Annotated in this window: 24 protein-coding genes; 22 read left to right on the top strand and 2 right to left on the bottom strand. The window is 48.6% G+C overall.

Annotated elements, in window-relative coordinates; translation table 11 throughout:
• Positions 1 to 36: 36 nt before the first annotated feature.
• The gene (locus tag ADS79_RS25275) at positions 37 to 1029 is read left to right on the top strand and encodes a CapA family protein (protein ID WP_409362430.1); all 993 of its coding nucleotides are present in this window, start codon (positions 37 to 39) and stop codon (positions 1027 to 1029) included.
• 96 nt (positions 1030 to 1125) lie between these two features.
• On the opposite strand, the gene ADS79_RS25270 is transcribed toward ADS79_RS25275, so the two are convergent.
• Complete coding sequence (locus ADS79_RS25270) at positions 1126 to 1539, bottom strand: GNAT family N-acetyltransferase (RefSeq protein WP_049741234.1); 414 nt, start codon at positions 1537 to 1539, stop codon at positions 1126 to 1128.
• A 121-nt stretch (positions 1540 to 1660) separates the two neighbouring features.
• Between ADS79_RS25270 and ADS79_RS25265 the strand changes: the two genes are divergently transcribed.
• The 14 genes from ADS79_RS25265 (at position 1661) to ADS79_RS25200 (ending at position 17088) form a co-directional block, all read left to right on the top strand.
• Positions 1661 to 3043, top strand: coding sequence for an aminotransferase-like domain-containing protein (locus ADS79_RS25265; RefSeq protein WP_049742127.1), 1383 nt, complete (start codon positions 1661 to 1663; stop codon positions 3041 to 3043).
• 203 nt (positions 3044 to 3246) lie between these two features.
• Positions 3247 to 4572 carry a hypothetical protein gene (locus tag ADS79_RS25260; RefSeq protein WP_201783422.1) on the top strand — a complete coding sequence of 442 codons (1326 nt, stop codon included), beginning with the start codon at positions 3247 to 3249 and terminating at the stop codon, positions 4570 to 4572.
• A gap of 140 nt (positions 4573 to 4712) precedes the next feature.
• Positions 4713 to 4907: a YezD family protein gene (locus tag ADS79_RS25255; protein WP_049741233.1), complete on the top strand. Its 195-nt coding sequence runs from the start codon at positions 4713 to 4715 to the stop codon at positions 4905 to 4907.
• Positions 4908 to 4955: 48 nt separating this feature from the next.
• Positions 4956 to 5237: a DUF2325 domain-containing protein gene (locus tag ADS79_RS25250; RefSeq protein WP_049741232.1), complete on the top strand. Its 282-nt coding sequence runs from the start codon at positions 4956 to 4958 to the stop codon at positions 5235 to 5237.
• A gap of 256 nt (positions 5238 to 5493) precedes the next feature.
• A complete protein-coding gene (locus tag ADS79_RS25245; RefSeq protein ID WP_049741231.1) occupies positions 5494 to 7128 on the top strand; it encodes a peptide ABC transporter substrate-binding protein in 1635 nt (544 codons plus the stop codon).
• A 68-nt stretch (positions 7129 to 7196) separates the two neighbouring features.
• On the top strand, positions 7197 to 8090 hold the full coding sequence (locus tag ADS79_RS25240; protein WP_049741230.1) for a serine hydrolase: 894 nt from the start codon (positions 7197 to 7199) through the stop codon (positions 8088 to 8090).
• A gap of 1 nt (position 8091) precedes the next feature.
• A complete protein-coding gene (locus ADS79_RS25235; RefSeq protein WP_049741229.1) occupies positions 8092 to 9534 on the top strand; it encodes a serine hydrolase domain-containing protein in 1443 nt (480 codons plus the stop codon).
• Between the two features lie 93 nt (positions 9535 to 9627).
• Positions 9628 to 10809 carry a sensor histidine kinase gene (locus ADS79_RS25230; RefSeq protein WP_049741228.1) on the top strand — a complete coding sequence of 394 codons (1182 nt, stop codon included), beginning with the start codon at positions 9628 to 9630 and terminating at the stop codon, positions 10807 to 10809.
• 119 nt (positions 10810 to 10928) lie between these two features.
• Positions 10929 to 11390 carry a RidA family protein gene (locus tag ADS79_RS25225; RefSeq protein WP_049741227.1) on the top strand — a complete coding sequence of 154 codons (462 nt, stop codon included), beginning with the start codon at positions 10929 to 10931 and terminating at the stop codon, positions 11388 to 11390.
• Between the two features lie 32 nt (positions 11391 to 11422).
• A complete protein-coding gene (locus tag ADS79_RS25220) occupies positions 11423 to 12067 on the top strand; it encodes a helix-turn-helix transcriptional regulator (RefSeq protein ID WP_049741226.1) in 645 nt (214 codons plus the stop codon).
• A 15-nt stretch (positions 12068 to 12082) separates the two neighbouring features.
• A complete protein-coding gene (locus tag ADS79_RS25215; protein ID WP_049741225.1) occupies positions 12083 to 13126 on the top strand; it encodes a dipeptidase in 1044 nt (347 codons plus the stop codon).
• Between the two features lie 27 nt (positions 13127 to 13153).
• A complete protein-coding gene (locus ADS79_RS25210) occupies positions 13154 to 15313 on the top strand; it encodes a CocE/NonD family hydrolase (RefSeq protein ID WP_049741224.1) in 2160 nt (719 codons plus the stop codon).
• A gap of 142 nt (positions 15314 to 15455) precedes the next feature.
• Positions 15456 to 16181 carry a 3'-5' exonuclease gene (locus ADS79_RS25205; protein WP_049741223.1) on the top strand — a complete coding sequence of 242 codons (726 nt, stop codon included), beginning with the start codon at positions 15456 to 15458 and terminating at the stop codon, positions 16179 to 16181.
• 49 nt (positions 16182 to 16230) lie between these two features.
• Positions 16231 to 17088 carry a GNAT family N-acetyltransferase gene (locus tag ADS79_RS25200; protein ID WP_049741222.1) on the top strand — a complete coding sequence of 286 codons (858 nt, stop codon included), beginning with the start codon at positions 16231 to 16233 and terminating at the stop codon, positions 17086 to 17088.
• Positions 17089 to 17143: 55 nt separating this feature from the next.
• Here the strand turns inward: ADS79_RS25200 and ADS79_RS25195 are convergent, their stop codons facing one another.
• A complete protein-coding gene (locus ADS79_RS25195; protein ID WP_049741221.1) occupies positions 17144 to 18112 on the bottom strand; it encodes an MraY family glycosyltransferase in 969 nt (322 codons plus the stop codon).
• Between the two features lie 153 nt (positions 18113 to 18265).
• Here ADS79_RS25195 and ADS79_RS25190 point away from each other — a divergent pair, with 153 nt between their 5' ends.
• The 7 genes from ADS79_RS25190 to ADS79_RS25155 all read left to right on the top strand — a co-directional run bounded on the left by ADS79_RS25190 (position 18266) and on the right by ADS79_RS25155 (position 24222).
• Complete coding sequence (locus ADS79_RS25190; RefSeq protein ID WP_049741220.1) at positions 18266 to 18658, top strand: hypothetical protein; 393 nt, start codon at positions 18266 to 18268, stop codon at positions 18656 to 18658.
• A 147-nt stretch (positions 18659 to 18805) separates the two neighbouring features.
• Positions 18806 to 19318: a GNAT family N-acetyltransferase gene (locus ADS79_RS25185; protein WP_049741219.1), complete on the top strand. Its 513-nt coding sequence runs from the start codon at positions 18806 to 18808 to the stop codon at positions 19316 to 19318.
• A gap of 124 nt (positions 19319 to 19442) precedes the next feature.
• The gene (locus tag ADS79_RS25180) at positions 19443 to 20033 is read left to right on the top strand and encodes a TetR/AcrR family transcriptional regulator (RefSeq protein WP_049741218.1); all 591 of its coding nucleotides are present in this window, start codon (positions 19443 to 19445) and stop codon (positions 20031 to 20033) included.
• Between the two features lie 19 nt (positions 20034 to 20052).
• Positions 20053 to 20745 carry a DUF2306 domain-containing protein gene (locus ADS79_RS25175; RefSeq protein WP_049741217.1) on the top strand — a complete coding sequence of 231 codons (693 nt, stop codon included), beginning with the start codon at positions 20053 to 20055 and terminating at the stop codon, positions 20743 to 20745.
• Between the two features lie 189 nt (positions 20746 to 20934).
• Positions 20935 to 21576, top strand: a complete 642-nt coding sequence (locus ADS79_RS25170) for a VOC family protein (protein ID WP_141261101.1) — start codon at positions 20935 to 20937, stop codon at positions 21574 to 21576.
• Between the two features lie 725 nt (positions 21577 to 22301).
• Complete coding sequence (locus ADS79_RS25160; RefSeq protein ID WP_049742125.1) at positions 22302 to 23381, top strand: ABC transporter substrate-binding protein; 1080 nt, start codon at positions 22302 to 22304, stop codon at positions 23379 to 23381.
• Positions 23382 to 23397: 16 nt separating this feature from the next.
• Positions 23398 to 24222, top strand: a complete 825-nt coding sequence (locus ADS79_RS25155; protein WP_049741214.1) for an alkaline phosphatase family protein — start codon at positions 23398 to 23400, stop codon at positions 24220 to 24222.
• Positions 24223 to 24229: the final 7 nt, after the last annotated feature.

Genomic DNA, 24229 nt, shown 5'->3' with positions numbered 1-24229 from the left:
AGTATGCTGTTAGTTGCTCTGAGCACAAGCCCGATAATGGTACGCGCGAATAGAGGTGCAGCGGTAGCAAATGCAGAGGCCGAGGAGTCGATCGAGGTAGCATTTGTGGGGGACATCATCATGGATAAAAGCGTAGGGGTACAGATTGCGCGAAATGGCGTTGATTATCCGTTTGCCAAAACAAAAGACTTTCTCAGTCAGGCGGATCTGACCATCGGCAATTTGGAGACATCTGTCAGTACGCGAGGCAAGCCGGAGAAAAAAGAGTTTACGTACCGCTCAAAGCCAGAGACGCTAAAAGGCTTGGTGAATGCAGGCTTTGATGTTGTAAATCTGGCAAACAATCACACGCTCGACTACGGGATGGATGCGTTGTTCGACACGATGCAGCATTTGCAAAAAGAAAAGATCGGCCATGTCGGAGCAGGAAAAAACGAAGCAGAAGCATTCGCTCCCTACATAAAGACGATCAAGGGCAAGCGCGTAGCTGTCATTGGGCTGAGCCATGTCCTGCCTAACCGCCAGTGGTTTGCAGGGAAAGACAAGCCCGGTCTGGCTCATGCGTACTCGTACGAACCGATGCTGTCCTATGTGAAAAAAGCGGTGGAGCAGTCTGATATTACGATTGCTGTGATGCACTGGAATCTGGAATACAAGGATGTGCCAGAAGCCTATGCCCGTGAAATGGCGCGCAAGCTGATCGACAACGGAGTAGACGCCATCGTTGGCTCGCACAGTCATTCGATTATGGGCGTCGAATTTTATAAAAATGCTCCGATCTACTACAGCGTAGGCAATTTTGTGTTTACGACTTCTTACAACGAAAAGGGGAGAGAGGCGATGATGGTGGGACTGACCTTTTCAAAAGAGGGGACCAAAAGCAGAGTCATCCCGGTCAAAATCACCAATGGTCAGCCAGCTCCAATGGATACAGGGAATAAACAGAGGATCATCGATAAGCTGAACCGCATTTCCTACGAGGCAGTCATAGATCAGAGCGGGCAGGTCACGGCAAAGAAAAAAGAATGAAAAGCTCGCATCTGATGGCATTGCTGTAGGAAAAACCTTGGCTTCGCCAAAAGATAGGGCGAAACTAGGGTTTTTCCTGTTCGTCTGCATGGATGCTTAGTTGCCTGCAATCCTGCGCATCATTTCTCTTCGTATAAATCCATACTGCTCATATAGACCATGTGCATCTCGGGTAGCGAGTGTCATGCTTGTTTGGCGTATTGCCGGATGAGTCACGACAACCTCCATCATCCATTTGCCAAGTCCGGCTCCGCGATGGGCAGGGTCGATATAGACGTCGCACACCCAGGAAAAGGTGGCGTAGTCACTCACTACTCGGACAAAGCCGGCCTGTCCACTCTCGGCGTAGAGCCCGAAACACAGGGAGTTTTCGATTCCTTTGACAATCATCTCAGTGGAGCGTTCGGCTGCCCAGTATGTCGTTTGGAGCCATTGGCAAATCTGTTCTTTTTCAAGCAGCTGCTTGTCATCACTCATGAAATAGGGCAATGAACCATGTTTCCATTCCATCTGTATCCCTCCATTTTCTCTTTACTCCTTTGCTTATGATTCACTATACTGAAGTCACAGTCAGAGATAAACGGAGAAAAAGTGCATCTGTACCCACACAGATGGAAGGCTGGTGAAAGCGATGGAGAATAAATATGAAGTCGTGAAAAGCCATATAAAAGAACAACTGCTAACGAACAAAATCAAGCCGGGCGAAAAGCTTCCGTCGATTCGGGCAGTCTCCGAGCAGTGGACATGCAGCATCAATACGGCGATACGGGCCTACCAGGAGCTGGAAAAGGAGCATCTGATCTACTCGGTGCCCAAAAGTGGTTATTACGCGGTGCTGCGTTCGGCAAGCAGCCCGCAGGCGACGGTGGAGCGCATTGATTTTTCTGCCGCGAGTCCAGACCCGCAGGTTATGCCTTACAAAGATTTTCAGCATTGTCTCAACCGTGCCATTGAGCTGTATGAGGACCAGCTTTTCAGCTACTCGGATCCGCAAGGCTTCTTTTCTCTGCGCAGGGAGCTGGAAAAGCATTTGGCCGCCTCGCAGGTTTTTGCTCCGCCCTCACAAATCAGCATTGTTTCAGGTGGGCAACAAGCTCTTCACCTGCTTTCGGCGATGCCATTTCCGAATGGGAAAAATGCGATCCTGGTAGAACAGCCTACCTTTCATGGCATGCTCCGTACCCTGGAGCTGTTTGGCGTGACCACACTGGGCATAGAACGTACCGCAGACGGCATCGATTTGGATGAATTGGAACGACATTTTCGCAATAACCAGATCAAGTTTTTCTACACGGTACCGCGTTTTCACAATCCGCTGGGAGTCTCCTATACCGAGGCACAGAAAAAGGAAATAGCGAGATTGGCTGAGCGCTATGATGTATATATTCTTGAAGACGATTACCTGGCTGATATGGAGACACGGGCTAAAGCGGATCCGATCTACAGCTACGACCAATCCGGTCATGTGATATATGTCAAAAGCTTCTCCAAAATCATGCTGCCCGGGCTTCGACTCGCAACAGTCGTATTGCCCACAGCTTTAATGGAGACCTTCCGGATGTTTAAAGCATCCTGTGATTCGAGTACATCTGTGCTGTCGCAAGCTGCTCTGGAGCTTTACTTGAAGTGCGGCATGTATGAGCATCATTCCACGATGGTGCGCGAACGTTACAAAGTCCGGTTACAGGCTCTCGCCGATGCTTGTCGACGTCACTTATCTGCGGATTTTCGAGTGCAGATCGGGGAGGGCGGGATTTTTTCCCGTATCCTGCTCCCGGAGTCGATCAATTCGAATGATGTAATAGCTGGACTTCATCACCAAAATGTGCGTATCACCTCCACTGATCAGAACTACCTGCGCACGTTCAAGCGGGACAATGGTGTACGTGTCAGCATCATTCAGACTGATGAAGAGAGCATCGAAAAGGGAGTCGCTCTGTTGGCGAAAACCGTTGCGGCTATTGAAGAAAAGCAGAAAAAGGCTGGCTATTGGCGGATGATCGATTGGAATTGAAAAACGGTAAACCAGAGCATTGACGTCGGGTGGAAGAGTATGGTAATTTGGATATATCAAAGTAAATTAATCGGTTTTTAAGAAATAAGCTGATCGGACGACCGAAGGCTCCTGTGAAAAAGACAACGAGGTCTTTTTTCTTCAGGAGCCTTTTTGCTTCAAAAGGGCTGGGGTTTCTACCAAAGAGAGAAGAGGTGGTTGAGATGAGCGATCAACCTGCTTGGGGGAAGGAAGTGCACCATCACGCTACACAAGAGAAGGCATTGACAGATTTGCTGCAATTTCCGCTGGTCGAGGCGATTTTTGGACGTCGCTCCAGACGTTTTTTTCGCGGGGCAGAGGTGCCAGATGGACCATTGGCGTTCACGTCGCGACACCAGCCTCTGCCACTTGATGATGTAGAAAAGCTGCTGATTCTGGCTGCAGTCGGCGGCGTCACAGGCTGGCACAACAGCGTAACCCGCCATGATCGCTATGCTCCTCACCTGTCCAACTACGCAGGGTCTGCCAGTGGAAGAACCTTTCCATCTGCTGCCGGCTTCCATACAGCCGAAATCTTTTTTACGGACGATTCAGGTACGTACCTGCTGGAGACGAGGGATTACGCGGTTCCCGTCAACCGAAATAAAGAGGGTCAGATCGGATTGCCGCTCTTAATCGATTCCATCAAGCCACGGATTCGCAAGCTTGCGGATACACGTCTTCACATCCCGGCCCGTGAGCCATACATGGAGGGGCATAACACCTGGGTAGCGAATCGACCTGGCTCACTTCTCGTCTTTCCGGTAGGTGATTTGGCTCAGCATACGATTGCCAATCTGTTTTTCTATGCGACGAACGGCTACACCATCTATGACGACATTCACAAGCGCAAGATTCCGGGGATTGAGAAGTTTGCTAGTCTTGTCGACATCGACCAGCCATACCCGTTAACCTTTGTCGAGCAGTACTCGCTTACCGAGCTGACTGCCGAGCTGTCTACCTCCGTTTACGCGGGAATGCTGATGCAGCAGGCGCTTGGGTTGGGGGGCTGGATGTTTGACGGGATTGATCGGCTGACAGTGCTTGGTGCCAGCGGTGATCCCGAGGTGCCAGGACTCGGGTTTCGCTATGATACGGATGAGCGCTGGTCACAGCCCAATCCGACGGGGCTTGCAGGTGTATTTGAGACCTTGTCGCCGCCGCATTACCCTGACCTGCGAGCTGCGGTGGATGCTTACGTGGAGCGGAAGTTTGGACCCGGCGGACCGTTTCACCCAGATACGCCAGGACCATGGCAGGACAGCAGTAAGGTGCGTTCGAGTGCTAAAACCTACGATGAGCCGATCCGTGAGCTGGTCACACTGCAGGCGCAGTACATTTATGACACGTTCGGCAAGTTTCCGGCTACAGTTCCTACCGTTTTCTCGTTGATGTATTTACAAACGCATCACCTTGACCTGGAGTATTACGACAAGCTCTTTTTGCCTGGGGCGTACTTGCGGACACATGCCGATCATTTGGAGAAATGGCACGGAAAAAGCGAATAGAAAACCTTTTCCTCCTGTAAAATCCTAGTCTTCTCATTGACAAACTGGGAAACGGGAGGTATTATTAGAAAAATAAAACATACTAAATAGGTAGGAATAATATAGATTGGTTATCATTTGTGAAAGGGAGGCTGGACCTTATGCCAAAGAAACCAGAGGTAATCGATGATTTGCTGTTGGATAGAATTGCACGGGCTTTGGAAACCTTGGAATATGGCTCCATACATATCGTGGTGCACGATTCACAGGTGGTCCAGATTGAGCGGACTGAAAAATACAGACTCCCTGCTGAAAAGGTAGAGACCAAGTACAATCAACTGCGTGCTAGCAAATAGTTGTGGAAATAGAAGCACGATGGGATAAGAAGAGAGGAGGATTTTTAGATGGCAGGCGTATTAGTAGTAGGAGGAGATCGGTTAGGGGATATCGAAAGCATGCTGCAGGATAAGGGGTATCGAAATATTTATCATGTATCGGGTCGGAAAAAATCCGATGTGAAGGCGACAATCCCTTCTGACACAGAGCTTGTTCTCGTATTTATCAACTTTGTCAGCCATAGTTTGAGCAAAAACATTAAGAAGCTAGCGAAACAACAACATGTCCCGATTGTTTTTTGCAGACGTTCCTGTGATGCCATAGCCATGTCCGAACCAGCCATTAGCTAAAAGAAAGGGGTCATCGCTTTTTGGATAAGCACCCTATCATATTCGTGAATGAATAAAGGTATTCAACGGAGAATACCTTTATTTGCTGTTTCCAAAGCAATTGGTAGAAAAATGTCGGAAAACCCCGAACAAAACTATTCAGAGATGAATAATGCATGTGAGATAAGTGTAGATAAATATAGCTGGCACGAAATTTGCAGAATATTTTACTGAATCAGAAAGTGTAAAAGAATACAAGTTTTGTAGGGGGTCCATCATGAAACGACGAATTGCTATTATGAGTACGTTTGTTCTGCTTACGGGCTTGTTTGCCGGCTGTAGCAACGGCAACCAGGCGAATCAGGGAGCAACAACACAATCGCCAGAGCAGTCATCAACGGAATCCGCACCTGCGACAAATCAAGTCTTGCGTATGAATGCAGCTGAACCGGAAACACTGGACTCGGGATTGTCCAATGACGTTATTTCTGGTGCGTTCATTCGTTCGCTTTACGATTCTCTCGTCCGCCTGGATAAGGACGGAAAGCCAGTAAATTCCGTCGCATCCGATATTCAACTCTCTGAGGACAAACGTGTGTATACATTCAAATTGCGAGATAGCAAATGGAGCAATGGTGATCCGGTTACAGCTGGTGACTTTGCCTTCGCCTGGATGCGTGCGCTCGATCCGAAAACAGCGAGTAGCTCGGCGTACAAATATTATGCGATTAAAAATGCGAGAGCGTATTTCGAAGGAAAAGCACAGGCACAGGATGTCGGGATCAAGGTAGTGGATGATAAAACACTGGAAGTTACACTGGAAAACCCGACTCCGTATTTCCTCACACTCGCCACCTTCTACTATCCGGTCAATCAAAAAGTGGTAGAGTCAAACCCCGATTGGGCGAAAAAGCCGGAGACGATCGTCACGAACGGGCCGTTCAAGATTGTGAAATGGGAGCATAAAAACAAAATTGAGCTGGCGAAAAATGAGAACTATTGGGATCAAGAAGTGGTCAAGCTGAGTGAAATCCAGTTTTCCATGATTGAGGATACCAATACAGAGCTGGAGCTGTTCAACAGCGGCGAGCTGGATTGGGCAGGCGGACCGATCAGCGGCTTGCCAGCGGATGCGATTGGACCATTGCGGGATGAAGGCAAGCTGAAGACGATGGAGCGCGCAACGAGCTACTACCTGCTGTTCCAGACGGAAAAACCACCATTTACCAATGCAAAGATTCGCAAGGCATTTGCTTACGCGATCAATCGCAAGGACATCGCTGAAAATATCGGACAGGCTGGGCAAACACCGCTGATGGGCTTTGTACCGCTTTCCGCTTCTTTAAAACCGGATGGATACTTCAAGGATAATGACACCGATACGGCGAAACAATTATTGGCAGAAGGTATGAAAGAACTGGGAATTACCCAATTGCCGGAAATCACGTATCTTTTCAACACCTCCGATCTCAACAAAAAGATCGCCGAAGCCCTGCAAGCCCAATGGAAACAGGGGTTGGGAGTAGACGTCAAGCTGACGAACAAGGAATTAAAGGTCATGTTTGACGATCAGGAGCACGGCAAGTACATGATTTCCCGGACTGGCTGGACTGGCGATTACAATGATTCCGTCAATTTCCTGGAGCTGATGATGGAGAAATACAGCTCGAAAAACTCGACCTTCTGGGGGAACGAGAAGTACGTAGAGCTGGTGAAACAAGCGTATGCTGAACCAGATGAAGCCAAGCGCAATCAGTATCTGATGGACGCGGAAGAAATCCTGATGGAGGAAATGCCAGTCACAGGCGTATACAGCAGCGTCAATTCATGGGTGCAAAATGACAAGGTAAAAGGTATCACTGTGGACCCTCTGGGCTATATCGACTTCAAGTGGGGGTACAAAGAACAATAAAGCAAGACCGAAATGGCCGACACTTTTTCGTGTTGGCTGTTTCGCGACTAAAAAAGGAGGCATTTGGCATGGGATGGCAACAGGCTTTGGAGGATGTGCTGACAGACTCACCAGGCGTATTTGGAGTAGCGGCTACACACTTGGAGACAGGAAAAACTGCGGGCAATTTGGATGATCAGCTGTTCCAATTGGCAAGTGCATTCAAGATTCCGATCATGGTTACCTTGATGCGTGAAGTAGAGGCTGGCAACATCCGATTGGATCAACGGGTGACACTCAAGCAGGACGAGAGAGTACCTGGCTCAGGGGTTTTACAGGAGCTGGATGCAGGAGCTGCTTTGACAGTGAAGGACCTGGCGACGCTGATGACGATTGTCAGTGACAACTATGCAACAGACCTCGTGCTAGAGCTGGTTGGAGGAATCGAGCAGGTAACCGCCCATATGCATGAACTGGGATTGAAAAATGTTCATCTGCGCCACACATGCTGGCAGTTGCTCAATCACTGTGTTGGCATGAACGAACCAGCCCCGTCTGAAGCCGGCTTTCATGAATACGAGCGCAGGGAAGATACCGGGGAGTACGAAATCATCTTGGATGTATCGAAGCCGACTTTGGAAAACAACGTAGCCACGCCAGCTGATTTGAACCGTCTGCTCATCATGATCGCCCAAAAAGAAATTCTCACTCCTGCATCGTGTGATTTGATGCTCGATATATTGCGCCGTCAGCAATACAACAGCCGTTTGCCATTCTTGCTGCCAGAAGGAACCAAGGTCGCGCATAAAACAGGAACCGTAAATGCTGTCGTGAACGACGCTGGAATTATCTATTTGCCAAATGGCAAGGGTACCATTGCCATCACCGTATTATCGCGAGGAGTAACGGAGAAGAGTGCAGCAGAACTGACCATTGCACGTGTGGCCAGAGCGATTTACGATCAGGCGATGGGGGCTGAATAAGGTGGAGGCATGGATTCAGGAGTTCGAAGCCTATGCACAAAAGCTGCTAGGCGAGGCCAAAGTACCCGGTGCCGCGATTGGCGTCGCCCGTGATGGGAAAATGCTGTACAGCAAGACATTTGGTTATCGCGATCGGGAACAGGAGCTGCCGATCTCAATGGATACGGTGTTTGGCATTGCGTCTCTCACCAAGTCTTTTACATGCGTGGCGATCATGCAGCTGCAGGAGGCAGGGAAGCTCTCCGTCCATGATCCGGTAGTGAAGTATTTGCCACAGTTTCGAGCGGGCGAGGCCGAGCTGTCAAACCGAATGACTATCCATCATTTCATGACACATACACCTGGAATGGCACCCCTTCCGTATTTGGACGGAGCGATGAAGCGCAGCATGGAACAGGACCCTGCGATTGTAGGAACAGAGGCGGAAGAGGACCTGAAGGGTCTTCCGTATTTGGACACGTACGAGCAGGTCATGGAGGCCATCGCTGGCTTTGAGGGGAAGCCGCTCGGCGCTCCAGGAACAGCTTTTAGCTACAATAATGACGCCTATGGCCTTCTCGGTGCAGTCATCGAGCAGGTAAGCGGTCAACCGTATGAGGAATACGTTACCACACATATTTTACAGCCCCTCGGCATGCATCGGACTGTGTTTGATGTTGCCGATTTGGACGAGCAGGAAGACGTTACCGTGCTGTATACAAACAAGAAAGTTGAAGGCGTAGAGCAAGTGATTGCCGCACCATTTTGGCATGACGCTCCTGCAATGCGGGCCGCGGGCTTTCTCAAATCGACCGTAAACGATTTACTCGCATATCTGGAGGTATTTCGTACGGGAGGGGAAAACCGCAAGTCGCCCATCTTGTGCAAAGAGAGCGTCAGCCAAATGCTCACCCCGTTCGCGAGATGCGATGGCTATCGCTCATACGGATACGGCTTGATGGTATCTCCGGCTTTTCCAGATGGCAAATTGATCGAGCATGGCGGTTCGTTAAAGGGAATCAGCTCCCATCTGTTTACGATTCCCGAGACAGGCTTGACCGGCGTGATTTTGATCAACCTCGATGGAGTGGCAGTACGTGAGCTGGTAGCAGGCTTGCTCAACGCGATGGCTCTGCGGCCAACAGCTGTACCTCCTTACCCAGTCCCGCACTATGAGCTGGCGGACGAGCAGCTTGCTGAGTACGAAGGGCGATACGAGTCTAGCGAATGGACCAAGACCTTGGTTGAAAAACGGGAGGGAGCTCTGCACCTCGAAGTAGACGGCCAATCATACCCGCTCATCCCTGTAGGACCGGACAGCTTCTTGTTTAAACGAAGAGATTCGCATGTCTGGATCGATTTTTTCCGATCGCCAGAAGGTGTGCTGGAGAGAATGAGCTATTCCTTGCGACAGCTAAACAAGCAGGAAAAAAGCGAGAATACTTCCAAAATAGTCACTACTTGATCCCAAAAAGGACAATTCGTTTTTCTAGCGAATTGTTCTTTTATTTGCTGGCAGATATTGGCGGCATAGTAGGCGAAATGGGAGACGAAAAAGATGGATTGGGAAGCATCTAAAGGTGAGTGGTTAGGTAAGCTGCTTTCGGTGAAGGAAAAGATCGTGGAGCTACATATGAGAGAAATGCTCGCTTTTGGCGAGCCGATTTCACGATACTACCGGAAGTATCAAAAGCAGCAGCAAATGGGGATACAAGGAATGCTGACCGAAGCGTTTCAACAGCTGTTCTCTACGAAAAAAGAATATGAACAGTACTTGCAAGCGTTGTCGGCAGAATCGTACATCTGGGGGGAGAGATGGGCGCAAAAAGATATTCCCAAGGAAGTGCTGCTGGAGGTCTTGTTTAATCTCAGGCAAAATGCATTCAATGAGGTCAGCCGCTGTTGTGAGGCGAGTCGGGTGAAGGAGGCGCTGCTTTCGCGTTTGTTCCAAATCTTGAACGTACGTTACCACCATACGCTGCGCGGGTACTTGGCCAGCAAGGATCAGATGATCAGCCACCTGCACCAGCAAAAGATTGGCGTCATTGGACAAATGGCCGCCGGAATGGCACACGAGATTCGCAATCCGCTTGCAGCCGTTCACGGTTTTTTGCAATTAATGAATCAGAGTGTCGTGTCGGAGTCCGAAATGATTAATCGTCAACATTTCGCCAAGTACATTCAAATTTGCCAGCATGAGGTGCAAACGCTCGAACAGCTCGTTACCAGTTTTTTGATCTTGGCGCGGAAAAATGAACAGCTGGAAAAGAAAAGTGAAGCTGTAGACCTGCGGCCTCTCCTTGAGCATGTTCACAATCTGGCCAAGCACTATGTGATTGAAAAGGATGTTTTCTTGACCTTTCAGTATGAAGAGGCTGCGACCTACGTTTGGGCGATTCCGTCCCATGTAGAGCAAATTTGCTTGAACCTGATCAAAAATGCTCTCGATGCAGTAGCGGTGAACGGAAAAGTTTCGGTTTCTACGAGATTTCTACCAAAGGATTCCTATGTTTCCGTGATGGTTGAGGATAACGGCTGTGGTATCTCCGAGCAACGACTGAAGCACTTATTTGAACCTTTTTATACAACCAAGGAAAAAGGGACGGGAATTGGCTTGTCTGTCTGTAAAAAGCTGATTGAAGAAATGGATGGCAAAATTGTGTTTGAATCAAAAGAGGGAATAGGGACAAAAGTCGAGATACGTTTGGCTGCGGCCTATCTGGAAACCAGACATGCTTGAGGCTAAGCGTGTCTGGTTTTTTAAAAAAATTAATTGTCTTCAAAAAAATTGTTGAATAACTTTTTTCTGAATAGTATGGTGATGGTAGCGAAAGAAAAACGAGCTTATGAGGTGATCCGATGTCCAGAGTCGAAGCGCGCCTGGCAGAATTAGGCTATACACTGCCACCTGCACCGCCAACCATGGCCAATTACGTGCCATGCGTACAAACCGGAAACGTCCTTTATACATCGGGTGCAGGCTGTTACGTCAATGGCAGTCCGATGTATCTGGGAAGGCTGGGTTCTGATGTGACCGTCGAGCAAGGCTACGAGGCTGCCAAAGTGACGGTCCTCAATTTGCTTGCGATTTTGAAGAACGAGATCGGTGATTTGGACAGGATTACCCGTATCGTCAAGCTGTTTGCCCTGGTGAGCAGCGAGCCGGACTTTTATGAGCAGCCCACCGTCATCAACGGGGCGTCTGACTTTTTAATCGAGATTTTCGGTGAGGCAGGCAAGCATGCGCGAGCAGCAGCGGGCACCTCCGTCCTGCCTTTTAACAATCCGATTGAAATAGAGTTAGTAGTAGAAATCAGCTAGAACATCATCCGTAAAAGAAGCGAGGCTTATTCATGGAGAGAAATATTCACCCGATTCTGGCAAGCTACATTCCTGTGGTGGAGGGATTGGCGAAGACATTTGGCAGCCATTGTGAAATCGTTCTGCACGATCTGACGGATATTACATCCTCGATCATCGCCATACACAACGGGCACATAAGCGGCAGAGAGATCGGCTCTCCTGTTACCAATCGGGCACTGAAAGCACTGCGAACAGCCAAGATTAGCAAGGAAAACTATGACCTCAACTACCGCAATGACACGATCAAGGGCAAACAGATCAAATCCAGCTCAATCTATATCAAGGACGAGCATGGACAAGTCATTGGCAGTTTGTGCATCAACATCGACATGACTCATCTGGCGATAGCACAATCCGTATTGAGCGACATTCTGGCTATTTCGGACAAGCGTGAATCAGACAAAACAGAAGAAAGCTTCCCGCCAACTGTGTCTGATTTGATGGAGCAGATGGTAGCGGATTGTCTGCAAAGGACGGGCAAGCCGATTGCACTCATGCAAAAGGAAGAAAAAATCCAGTTTATTCATGAGCTGGACGAAATGGGGCTCTTTTTGATCAAAGGCGCCGTACAGCACGTGGCAGACCTTTTGGATGTAACCAAATTCACCATCTATAACTATTTGGACAAAAAATAATGGGAGCTGGGCATAGTGGCAGAAGTGACGAGAGAGCAGGCGAGAGCTTTTCATGACCGTGTTCATGTTTTGGACGGGCACTTCGACCTGCTGACAGACGTAGAAATTCAGCGTGGCTATGGAAAGACCAAGATGATTGAGACAGAATACTTGCCCCGCTTTCACGAGGGTGGTGTACACTCGCTGGTTGCGGCTGTATTTGTTGATGATGCCTACATCCCGGAAATGGGCTTGCGCAAAGCACTGAATCAGGTAAGTGCGTTGCATGCAGAAGTAGCCGAGTCGCCTGAGCATATCATGATCGCCAAAAGCCTGGCTGATATTCACCAGGCGAAGCAAGAACAGAAGATTTCGTTCATTCTTTCTTTGGAGGGTGCGGAGCCTTTGTACAACGACCTCAGTTTGCTGCGCATTTTTTATGAGCTGGGTGTGCGGATGATGGGTCTCGTTTGGAGCCGGCGAAATTTTGTGGGAGATGGCAGCTTTTTTGCGCCTGTACGTGAAGGCAAAAAGGGTGGCATTACAGACTTTGGCGTGAAGCTCATCGAAGAAGCGGAGAGCTTGGGCATCGTTATTGACGTCAGTCATTTGAATGATGAGGGCTTTTGGGATGTGATGGAGATCGCCCAAAAGCCTGTGATCGCCTCGCACTCGAATTGCCGCAGCCTGATGCCGACGATGCGCAATCTGACGGATGAGCAGATCAAGGCGATTGCAGGTCAGGATGGCTTGATCGGATTGAATTCATTCAGCATGTTTACAGCTGCTACATCCGCAGAAGCAACCCTCGAACGTTTGATTGATCATGTCGATTACATGAAAAAGCTGGTAGGCACACGCTACATTGGGATCGGGCTCGATTTGTGTGATGATCTGACCAAGTACCTTTCGCCAGCCAAACTCGCCAGGGCAAAGGAAATTCCTTTTGATGTGGTAAAAGGACACGGTACGTTTCCGGAGATTACCCGTGAGCTGATGAAGCGAGGATACAAAGACGAGGAGATCGAAGGCATTCTCGGCAAAAACTATTTGCGGATATACGAGGAAATCTGGAAATAGCTCAAATAGACAGGGGGATGTACATAGATGGATCACAGACAACAGAACGGTTCGATTTTTGGCTATTATCAATCGGGGATTCATATTGCGGACATTCGCTTTGCGGAGACAGGGGTATGGCATCGCCCTACAGGCTGGGAATCAGGCGAAAAGCAGACAGGTGATTTTACCCAGGTTTTAGCAGGGAATACAGGCTACGAGCTGCCTGTCCACGAGCTGAATGATCGTCTGGCAGAGTGGAACAGTCTGGATTGGTCAGAGACGGATGCTGTTTTTCCACCGACTGGCGGACATTATCAAAAGCACGAGTGCATCGAGGGAATCGTTGCAGGTGGCGACCAGAATACGAAGCAGGCATGGGTCTGGGCAGTACGAGAGACAACCCAACCGATTGATCTGATCATTTGCGAGAATGAAGTGATTGCGCTTGTCCTGACAGGAAGGGGAGACAGCGCGATTCTGGTCAAATCGGGCTGGGAAGATCTGACTCCGCTGAAGCTGTGGGAGGACCAGCTTTTATCTCCAGTGCGTTATGGAATTACCCATTTGGGCAGACATGATGTGGAGATGAGAGATGGCGTCAAGCTTGCGACGGAGGTCTGGATACCAGCCGGTTTACAACCAGGGGAGAAGGTGCCTGCGATTCTCATGCGCACACCTTATGGTCGGATGGATGCGGTTTTTCGCCGACTGCCTTTTGTAGCCCGTGGCTATGCGCTGGTCATGCAGGATACGCGCGGGCGCGAGGATTCTGAAGGTGAATGGATTCCGCTTGTACATGAGCGCAGCGATGGAGACGACACGCTGACATGGATCGCAAGTCAAGAATGGTCAGATGGTGCAGTCGGTATGCTCGGCGGATCCTATGTCGGCTATGTTCAGTGGGCTGCTGCGTCAAGCGGCAATCCGCACCTGAAGGCGATTTTCAGCTACGTGACTGTCGGGACTCCTTACGTAGACATTCCGCGAAAAGGTGGCACGATTCTCACAGGCCTGTCTTGGATATTTATGATGGCAGAGAAGCGCCGCGATGTATCAGCACTCAGCAGAGACGATTGGAGCGACGTATTAAAGGTACGTCCGATCAAGGAAATACCGCAAAAGGTGCTAGGCAAAGAAATTCCGTTCTGGACAAAGTGGATGGAGCATCCGGATGGAGACGATTTCTGGGCGCAGTCTGATTGGAAGCGACATGCCGAACAGGTTAAGGTTCCGTCCTTTTTAGTCTCTGGCTGGTATGATGACAACGGGATGGGAACGAGCGAGTCGTGGGAGGTCATATCCAAGCAGCTTCCCGACCATGCGCACATGATTCTCGGTCCGTGGTATCACAAAGCCAATACGACGCGTGAGATTCATCATGTTCCATTTGGCAACAATGCGATCCGCTATGATCTCGACGTGACACAGCTGCGCTGGTTTGACCGCCATCTCAAAGGAATTGAAAATGGCATAGACCAAAGACCGCGCGTCGAATATTACATGGTTGGAGAAAATGAGTGGAAGACCTCACCAACCTGGCCGCCGCAAGAAGCTGTTTACACGAGCTTTTATTTGAGCAGCAATGGTGAGGCGAATACGAGTGCAGGTGACGGAGCTTTAACTACTGCGGTGCCGCAGGAACAGCCAACGGATTCGTATGTATTCGATCCACAGGATGCAGCACCCTACCTGCTTGATCTGTCTGAAAATGAAAACAGCGTGCCAGAAAACTATTCGGAAGTAGAAAAGCGCTCAGATCTGTTAGTATACACCTCCGAGCCCTTGCAAGAAGAGGTAGTGATTGCAGGTGAAATATCCGCCGTCCTGTATGCAGCAAGCTCGGCTCGAGACACGGATTGGCTGGTGAGGCTCAGCGATGTAGATGAGGAGGGCAATTCCATTCGCTTGTCTGATGGCATCATCTGCGCCCGTTATCGTCATTCCTTTAGCGAGCCACAGCTCCTGGAGCCAGACAAAATCGAGCGCTACGAAATCCGCATGACCAAAATCGCCAATGTGTTCCAAAAAGGACATCGCATTCGTGTCTGCGTCACTTCAGGTGCGGAGAACTTCTCCTTCCCGAATCCAAACACAGGCAACGACTTGGCGACGGATACTGAATATGTGGTTGCCAAGCAAACGGTCTATCATGATGAGAAATATCCGAGTCATATCAGACTGCCGCTGTTGCCTAAAAAGGGTTGAATATAACTGCCTGATTGATCAGGATGAAGAAAATGGCTGCACATGGTTGCAGTCATTTTTTGGTTTTGGTTTTCTCTTTTTTTTGATTTCCGCTCCCGCTCCCGGCATAATAGAGCTATTACGTTCAGGATGTGATTAGACATTGCAAATCATCGTATTTGACCTTGAAACGACACTGACTCATCAAAAAGATAAAATACCGGAAATTATTGAAATCGGAGCTGCGAAAGTCGTGCCAGGCAAAAACGGCGTTGAGGTCGACACCTTTCAACGCTACACGTTTCCCGCCATTGAGCGCAGAATCACGGAGCGTACGCGCAAGTTTATCGGTCTGGATAAGGAAAACATGCCGAACTTTATCCCTTTTCGCAAAGCCTTCGCTTCTTTTATGGAATGGATCGGAGATGACTCTGATTACTATTTGTGCACGTGGGGAAAGGACGACAAGCGCTTGATGATCGAGCATTGTGCGCGTTTTGGACTCGATTTTTCCTGGCTGCGCAACTATAACGATATCCAGCCGCCGATCAGTATGCTACTTGCCGATCGCAAGCAGATGAGCTTGAAGGAAGCGATCGATACAGCGGGAATCGTCCAGGAAGGCAGGCTGCACTCGGCGTTGGTTGATGCCATTCACACAGCGCATTTACTAATCAAATATAACAAGACCGTCCATCTCGTTTCCAATACACCAGAAGAAAACTACAACATGTCCAGCTCGCTCTATATCACTTGCCGTTCATGTAAAAAAAGCAAGTACTATACCGCTTTTGGCAGAAAAAGCAGAAGATGTGAAGCGTGCCTGGCGCATCGCAAGCAAATGGAGCAAAAAGAGCTGGAAGCAGCAGCTGCAACACAGCAAACCTAATTGAGAAGATCATCAGGCGAGAACGGGAAAGAGAACAAGGGGGCAAGGCATGATTCGGGAAAGGCAAGCTTCAGATACAGAGACGCTTGTACACATGATTGCAAAAGACATCGCATGGAGAGCAGAGGAAATAGCGGCAATGCTGCATCATGCAACAGGCTTTGTCTATGAAAAAGCAGGACAGCTTCTGGGGTGTGCCATCTATGATTTAACGTCGTTCGGAGAAGAAGGAACCGCAGAAATTCATGTCTATACACGGCCAGATAGCCGCAATCAGGGTATCGGTTCCGAGCTTTTTAACAAGGTCTGGGGAGAGGTGCTGGTTCATAAACCGGCGGCGGTTGCGACTACATATCGTGCCGATGAGCAGAAGACCACCGATTTTTTTAGCCAGCGAGGGTTTGCGCCAATCTGGGGACATCATTATATGAAGCATAGCGGTGAGCACTGTCCAGATCCTGCCATTTTTGCACGGAAATTTACCAAGCAGGACCTCGACATGTACATTCAGTCGCAAAGTGATGCTTATTATGAGGTGCGAAAAGGAATTGATCTCAAACCGTACAGACTAACAGAATACCAAGAGTCGACGATGACTTCCTGGAAAAAATGGATTCTAAACGATATGAGAGAGAATATTTACATGTTTTATCATGAGGAAGAATTCGTGGGTTCATTGATTTTGACACCGCATGGAGAAGTGTATGATGTGTTTGTCGACCCCCTTCAGCAGGGAAAAGGCTTCGGTAAGCAGCTCATTCACTTTTTCGTAAATCGCACGCTGGAAAAAGGCTTGCAGCCACACCTGATTACCGGAACACATAATCAACCTGCCATTCGCTTATACGAGGGAACGGGGTTTCACATATACCAGACGACAACGACAGGCAAGCGAGCTCTTGTCTAAAAAGAGATCGATCAAAAAAATGCCGCGGGCAAATGACCCGAGCGGCATTTTTGTGTTATACACCAAGCAACAGCAGGATAATGGATGTCAGACTGAAGCAGACACTGATCAAACAGAGAAACGCAACGACCTGCTTTTGGTTGAGTCCCATCCGCAGCAGGCGGTAATGAACCTGGCTGGCATCGGCTTGATAGATCGGTTTTCCTTGCATGGCGCGTTTTGTTACGACAAACAGGTTGTCGAAGATTGGTACGCCGAGGGCCAGAATCGGGATGAACAAGGATAGCACGGTCGCTTGCTTGAATGCCCCGTCCAGCGCAATGACTGCGAGGATAAAGCCAAGGAAGGTCGCTCCTGCATCCCCCATAAAAATCTTGGCAGGCGGCTTGTTATAGCGTAAATAGGCAAGGGCTACACCGATCAGGCTGATCGCCATGATTGCCGAGGTGCTTTGTCCTTTGGCGAGAGCGACGACAAACAGCGTGCCTGCTGAGATAGCCGACAGTCCTCCAGCCAAACCGTCCATTCCATCAGAGAAATTGATGACGGTAGTGACCCCGAAGATCCACAGGATGGTCAGGATAAATTGCAACCATACCGGAAGCAGAATGTACTCTCCGCTCAGTGGATTGTAAAAGCCGGAAAAAGTAATCCCGGACAGATAGACGATAATCGCAGCGGTGATGTGGACAATCAGCTTGGGCAGAGCGGAAAAATCCTTGCCCTGTGTTTTGTACCAGTCATCGATCGTGCCAATAATGAGCAGGAGCAGAGAACCTGTCAAAACAGCAACGGTCTGTTCAGGCGATTCTTTGGAAAAAAGCAAGAACGACGCTGCAAACCCGATGAAAATGGCATAACTCGCAGTCAGCGGGATTGGCTCCCGGTGTATTTTTCGTTCCACGTCTTTTCGAGGCTTGTCCACAAAATCAAGTCGAAATGCCAGCTTGCCAAGTGGCGGGATCAACACGAGAACAATGCAAAACGACAGCAAAAAAGATAGAGCATATGTAATCGTAACCATCTCCTAAAATGAGCGAGCTGTAATTCTCAAGTCTATTATAGCAGTATTCCAAATTTTGTCGACTCTTGCAATCAGGTAAGGGAGGTACCAGAAAAAATTGGTACTTATGGTGTGCGAGACAAAAAAATATAATCCCTTCTAGGGGGGATCGTGATGGAGTATATGGCTTTATGGTTTGTCTTGGGCATTATTTTTATGATTACTTTGATCACGTCTGGGGTCAAATTATGGCAAAAAGCCGTCGTAATTTGTTATTATCTTGTACTTTCCTATATTTTCATTTCACGCAAAGAAGAAATTTATCGGGATTATCACGAATTGCCTGTACCTGATCAATATTGGGATACCAATTCTGAGTGGGTGTGGTTTATGCTTGGCTTTTATTTTGTGCCTTTCCTTATGATTCTGCTGATTAACTATTATCAATGGTTCAAAAAGGCAGAGGGAATCAAGCGGAAATTCTGGATCGCACTTACCGTTTTGCCCGCTGGTGTCGTGTATCTCTGCATGGTCATTATTTTCGGCATGTACGGATATCGTCCTTAAAAAATAGATGACGACAGAAAAAGATAAAATATTACATACAATGTAATGAAAACTGACATAAAAATGATGTGTTTTTTCGCCTCTTCCTTTATAGTGGAAAATAGAGCAAGAAAAATCGTACTGTGAACAGGAGAGGGGAATGGCACCATGGCGACTGCTTTCTTTTATCGTGAGGTAACACAGTTTACAGCAGATGATCTGAATCAGCTCTCGCAGCTTCTGGTGGATGTGGTAGGCGAAGGAGCATCTATCGGCTTTCTTCCGCACTTGTCATACGTGGAGGCACGGGCGTACTGGTCTGATGTCTTGGGCAAGCATGTGAAAATGTGGGTCGCCGAGCGTGATGGCGTCATCGTAGGTACAATCCAGCTGCATCTGGCTACCAAGCCAAACAGCTTGCATCGGGCAGAGATAGCCAAGCTGATGGTTCATCCTACTGCTGGTCGTCAAGGTATCGGACGTGCGCTGCTTCTGATGACAGAAGCACGAGCGCGGGTGGAAAACCGCAGCCTGCTCATTTTGGATACGCGTGAGGGAGACCATTCCAATCAGTTGTATCTATCGATGGGCTATCAGGAAGCTGGGCGAATTCCGCAATACGTAACATCTGCCGATGGGGGCCTGGATGCCACAGTTATTTATTACAAGATATTGAGCTGATGAACCGGGCGGAGGGGGAGTGAATGCGGACCAGCTCCGCTCTTTCTTTACTCCTTGACATACCGACTGTCGGTTTGTATAGTGGATAATAAGATTAAATTCCAGCTCTTTTTAGGAGGAGACTATGCAAACTATTCACCAAAATCCCAGCTTTCAACTGCTCCTTACTTCAACAGAGGAGCTCATTTTGGAAAAGGGATGTCAGCAAACGACCCTGCAAGATATTATGAAGCGTTCCGGTTTGTCCAAGGGAGCCATTTACCATTATGTAAAAAGCAAAGATGAGCTGATGGGACTTTTGCTGCAAAAGCGGTTTGAGACAATCGGCCAGCAATTTTACCAGAGCGTGCAAGCTGGTGGTCAAGAGCTGTCATCCGGATTAGAGGCAATTTCCAATGGGTTGCGTCATATTCATGATTCACGAGATGTAACCAATCTCATTTTGATTTATTTGCTGAGCAAGCGTGAAGATCCGATTATTGGCGCTATGCTGGCCAGGTTGCATGAAGCGAGTATTCAAGCGTCCAAGGAATGGATTGAAGTAGGACAAAAAGGAGGAGTGATCCCGGCGAGTCTGGATGCAGAAAAAACAGCGCGGTTGTTTTCAGTCATCACATACGGAATTCGCATGAATACGCAGATCGCTCCAGATTCCACGCAGCTTTCAGCTGGGGAAGTGTACAAGATGATGTTTGAAATCCTATCCAAAGGATGAGGAGAGGAAGGGTCGAGACATGTTCTTTTTTTCACTCTTCAAGCTTGTGCATATTATTGCGGGATTTACGGCTTTGCTTGTGTTTTGGATTCCGATCGTCACGAAAAAAGGTGGAAAAGCGCATCTACGCTCGGGCTGGGTGTATGTTGTTGCGATGGGCGCTGTAGCCGTCTCTGCGCTCATTATGGGAATCTGGCGCATTGGCTTTGATCCCGATAAAACAGTGGAGTCTGTAGCCTTTGCCTGGTTTTTGATTTTCATTTCTATCCTAAGCTCAGCGACGGCGTGGTATGGAGTCCGGGTGCTGCGGTTCAAAAATCGAAAGGCAGCCCATCGCCAGATTGTTGACGTGATGTTTCCTGCCCTGCTGGTCGGCTCGGGAGCGGCTATCTCGATTTACGGAGCTGTGATTCACTTTCCTTTGCTCACGTGGTTTCCGCTCGTGGGGATTTTCCTGGGAGCAAGTCAGCTGATTTATTGGCTGCGCGCCCCTAAAGCCAGGATGCACTGGTGGTTTGAACATATGGGCGGCATGCTTGGATGCTGTATTGCTACGATTACAGCGTTTACCGTCTTTGGTGCCCCGCGTCTGCTCAGTATCAGCTCGGTTCATCCGCTTGTCTGGTTTATTCCGACGATCGTGCTTGTGCCTGTGATTGTTGGTTTTTCCCGATACTACCGCAAGAAGTTTGCGATTTCGAAAAGCGCTTGAGGAGTGACTGTGGCCACTTATGTTCCGAGGGTAACTCAGAGGTGGTTCCCAGCTTCTGGATGTACATCTGATTGGTGACGTATAGGTGCAAGTTGTCTCGCGGGATGGCTTGCTTTTTTCATTCCGCTAATGGATGATGAAGTTGGAATTATTTGGGTTTCTATTCTCTGTAAAAAGGAAGTGAATGATGTGAACTTCGCAAAAGTAACACTTCAAACGAGCGTGCTGGAAGAAATGACCTCGTTTTATCAGAATGTCCTCAACATGCCTCTACGAGAGTGTACACAGCACTCTTTTACCGTTGTAGTCGGGAGGACGCTGCTTACCTTTGAGCAATCGAGCAAAAAGCCTTTTTATCACTTTGCACTGGGTATTGCGGAATCGGTCTTTAACGAGTATGCCGGGGTGATCAAGCAGCATGCAACGATCCTGCCGAGCAAGGACGGCGAAGAGATCATGCGCTCTGTTACGTGGAAAGGAAAGCAGCTGTATTTCGAAGATCCGGATCAGAATATTTTGGAGATTCTTGCGTTTCCTACCCATCCAGCAGCAACTTGGCTGTGCGTTCAGGAGATTGGAATGCCTGTTCTGGAGGTACCTGCGTTTGCTGAGCGTCTGTCTATGATTGAAAATGAATTCTCACCCGAGTCAGCCAGCTTCCGTTTTTACGGCGATCAAGAAGGCGTGCTAGTGCTGGTGAAAGAACGACGCCCCTGGTATCCAACGGATCGGCGAGCCTCTCTCCATCCGATCGATGTAGAGCTGGCTTCCGCAACTGGCAGGGTGATTGAGTTTGTAAAAGAGCAGCTTCCCTATCGAATCGTCTTCTAAGGGCGGTGAGCGTGACGACATTGTTCGTCTCGTGTGGGAATGGCAGCCGTCGAGGAAATAAAAGCGGCAAAATCGTGATAGGGCTGGAGTCCATAAAAGGGACTTCGGTTTTTTTGTTTTGTAGGAAAGGGTTGTTTCCGTAATGGAAGAAACAGCATTTTTCTGTACTTTTGTTTATTGATCTTTGTTTTTCGCATGTCATCCCTTAAAAAAGACAGACCGACCGCCCAAAGCAGGTGAGAGGAAACTGGAGAAAAAAGCGAAGATCTTTGGGGCGCCAACCGAGGTGTAATGGCAAAAGGGAAATACGATGTTTGGCGTCCACCCATGAGAAACTTCACGAAACTACTACTTTTGGACGCGGTTTCCCTTTTTTCATGAAGCCGGACAGTGATACCTCCATGCAGGCGCCCCAAGAATCTGGAGCGTTTTCTCCAGTTTCCTCTCCTCCACAATAAGCCCTGACTCAAGGTCTTTCTTCCCACCTCTACCTTCACAATTCATTAACGAAATGTTTAAACAAAAATAGTTGTATGCCTATGTTTTCGCAAAATATAATAAAAGTAACAACGGTCAACAAACAACAAGAAGTGGAGAGGAAACATCGATTTAGGAAAGAAAAAACCACAAATCCTTGGGAGGTGCTCAGCGTGAACAAAAAGAAATGGTTAGAAAAACGCTCATTATTTGCAGCAACTACAGGAGTATTGCTCGTAGCAAGTGTGATGGCAGGATGTTCAGGCAATCCAACAGGAACAGGCAGCGAAAAACCACAGGAAACGAATAATCAACAAGCAACTCCTTCTACTCCTGCTCCCCAACTGACTTTGACAGACATCGAGGCAAAAGCAAAAGAAGAAGGATCTGTCGTCAGCGTAGGGATGCCTGATTCCTGGGCAAACTGGCTGGATACATGGAAGGATTTGGGGACGAAATACGGGTTGAAGCATACGGATACAGACATGAGCAGCTCCGAGGAAATTGCCAAATTTGAAGCTGAGAAAAATAATCCGACAGCGGATATTGGTGACGTCGGAATCTCCTTTGGACCGATTGCCGTTGAAAAAGGAGTAACACAGCCATATAAAACCTCTTATTGGGACGAGATTCCTGAATGGGCAAAGGACAAGGATGGACACTGGATCGTAGGCTACCAGGGAGCTATCTCTGTCATGGCTAACAAGCAGCTGGTGAAAAACCCGCCAAAATCGTGGGACGATATCAAAAATGGCGACTATAAAGTAGCGATCGGGGATGTAACGAAAGCAGCGCAATCGCAGATGACTGTTTTGGCTGCTGCTCTGGCGCACGGTGGAGATGAAACCAACATCCAGCCAGGTATCGACTTTTTCGCTGACCTCGCCAAGCAAGGCCGTCTCTCCCTGGGAGAAATGAACCTGGCGACGATTGAAAAAGGGGAAGTCACTGTAGCGATGCTGTGGGACTTTAACGCATTGTCTTATCGCGATCAGATCGACGCCTCCCGTTTTGAAGTAAACATTCCAAGTGGCGGTACTGTCGTCAGCGGTTATGCCACGATTATTAACAAATACGCACCGCACCCACATGCAGCGATGCTGACTCGCGAGTACATCTTAAGCGATGCTGGTCAAATCAATTTGGCAAAAGGCTATGCTCGTCCGATTCGTGAAAGTGTAAAGCTGCCAGAAGAAGTGGCAAAGAAAATGATTCCGGCTGACCAATACAAGGATGCAAAACCGATCAAGGATCAAAAGGCGTGGGATGAAACCGCCAAGAAAATTCCACAAATGTGGGAAGAGCAAGTCCTGATCCATGCCAAATAATGAGGAGGTACTCAGCATGGCAATGAACAAGGTAATCGTGGTCGTTGTAGACGGCATGCAATATCAGGCAGCAATCACCCAAATGGGATTTATCAATCATCTCGTTGAAGCAGGCAAGGCAGCTCGGTACTTGGTGAAATCCGAGCTGCCGAGTCTCTCCCGCCCGTTGTATGAAGTTTTGTTAACTGGCACGCCTAGCTCTGTGAATGGAATTACATCGAACCAAGTCGTTCGACTTTCGCATCAAAAAAGCATCTTTCATTTGACCAAGGAGCACGGACTCCGCAATGCAGCAGCAGCTTATTACTGGGTAAGCGAGCTGTACAATCGCGCACCGTTTCATTATGTGGAGGATCGCTTCCAAAGTGACGAGGAGAAAGCGATTCAACATGGCTGCTTCTACTTTGAAGACAGCTACCCCGATTCCCACCTGCTTCTCGATGGGGAGTCGCTGCGACGCAAGGTAGACCCTGATTTTCTCTACATCCATTCGATGGGTGTCGACAATGCGGGACATTTGTTTGGCTCTGACTCCAAGCAATACCGAGGCTCTGTCATTGCCGTAGATACGATTTTGGCTCAGCTTTTGCCAGTCTGGATAGACGAGGGCTACCAGATCATCGTGACCTCGGATCATGGCATGAATCCCGATGGCAACCACGGCGGAACAGGAGATGATGAGCGCAATGTGCCACTGTATGGCATTGGCTCTGCGTTCACTCCAGGTGTATACGATGAGGCTATACCGCAATTGTCGGTAGCTCCGCTTATTTGCCAGTTACTCGGAATTCCAGCGTCTGAAGCGATGATCAAGCACTCGTTCCCGGGCGTTCAAGGCTAGACGAATT

It is taken from the genome of Brevibacillus reuszeri (genome assembly GCF_001187725.1).
GTDB classification, from domain to species: domain Bacteria; phylum Bacillota; class Bacilli; order Brevibacillales; family Brevibacillaceae; genus Brevibacillus; species Brevibacillus reuszeri.
Note: the sequence above shows the minus strand (reverse complement) of the source record. Positions and strands in the feature narration are given on the sequence as shown.

Bases quoted from the DNA above. Each gene is read 5' to 3' on its own strand.
- ADS79_RS25275 (WP_409362430.1), top strand. From the start codon at position 37: ATGGTACGCGCGAATAGAGGTGCAGCGGTAGCAAATGCAGAGGCCGAG.
- ADS79_RS25270 (WP_049741234.1), bottom strand. From the start codon at position 1,539: ATGGAATGGAAACATGGTTCATTGCCCTATTTCATGAGTGATGACAAG.
- ADS79_RS25265 (WP_049742127.1), top strand. From the start codon at position 1,661: ATGGAGAATAAATATGAAGTCGTGAAAAGCCATATAAAAGAACAACTG.
- ADS79_RS25260 (WP_201783422.1), top strand. From the start codon at position 3,247: ATGAGCGATCAACCTGCTTGGGGGAAGGAAGTGCACCATCACGCTACA.
- ADS79_RS25255 (WP_049741233.1), top strand. From the start codon at position 4,713: ATGCCAAAGAAACCAGAGGTAATCGATGATTTGCTGTTGGATAGAATT.
- ADS79_RS25250 (WP_049741232.1), top strand. From the start codon at position 4,956: ATGGCAGGCGTATTAGTAGTAGGAGGAGATCGGTTAGGGGATATCGAA.
- ADS79_RS25245 (WP_049741231.1), top strand. From the start codon at position 5,494: ATGAAACGACGAATTGCTATTATGAGTACGTTTGTTCTGCTTACGGGC.
- ADS79_RS25240 (WP_049741230.1), top strand. From the start codon at position 7,197: ATGGGATGGCAACAGGCTTTGGAGGATGTGCTGACAGACTCACCAGGC.
- ADS79_RS25230 (WP_049741228.1), top strand. From the start codon at position 9,628: ATGGATTGGGAAGCATCTAAAGGTGAGTGGTTAGGTAAGCTGCTTTCG.
- ADS79_RS25225 (WP_049741227.1), top strand. From the start codon at position 10,929: ATGTCCAGAGTCGAAGCGCGCCTGGCAGAATTAGGCTATACACTGCCA.
- ADS79_RS25220 (WP_049741226.1), top strand. From the start codon at position 11,423: ATGGAGAGAAATATTCACCCGATTCTGGCAAGCTACATTCCTGTGGTG.
- ADS79_RS25210 (WP_049741224.1), top strand. From the start codon at position 13,154: ATGGATCACAGACAACAGAACGGTTCGATTTTTGGCTATTATCAATCG.
- ADS79_RS25200 (WP_049741222.1), top strand. From the start codon at position 16,231: ATGATTCGGGAAAGGCAAGCTTCAGATACAGAGACGCTTGTACACATG.
- ADS79_RS25195 (WP_049741221.1), bottom strand. From the start codon at position 18,112: ATGGTTACGATTACATATGCTCTATCTTTTTTGCTGTCGTTTTGCATT.
- ADS79_RS25190 (WP_049741220.1), top strand. From the start codon at position 18,266: ATGGAGTATATGGCTTTATGGTTTGTCTTGGGCATTATTTTTATGATT.
- ADS79_RS25185 (WP_049741219.1), top strand. From the start codon at position 18,806: ATGGCGACTGCTTTCTTTTATCGTGAGGTAACACAGTTTACAGCAGAT.
- ADS79_RS25180 (WP_049741218.1), top strand. From the start codon at position 19,443: ATGCAAACTATTCACCAAAATCCCAGCTTTCAACTGCTCCTTACTTCA.
- ADS79_RS25175 (WP_049741217.1), top strand. From the start codon at position 20,053: ATGTTCTTTTTTTCACTCTTCAAGCTTGTGCATATTATTGCGGGATTT.
- ADS79_RS25160 (WP_049742125.1), top strand. From the start codon at position 22,302: ATGGCAGGATGTTCAGGCAATCCAACAGGAACAGGCAGCGAAAAACCA.
- ADS79_RS25155 (WP_049741214.1), top strand. From the start codon at position 23,398: ATGGCAATGAACAAGGTAATCGTGGTCGTTGTAGACGGCATGCAATAT.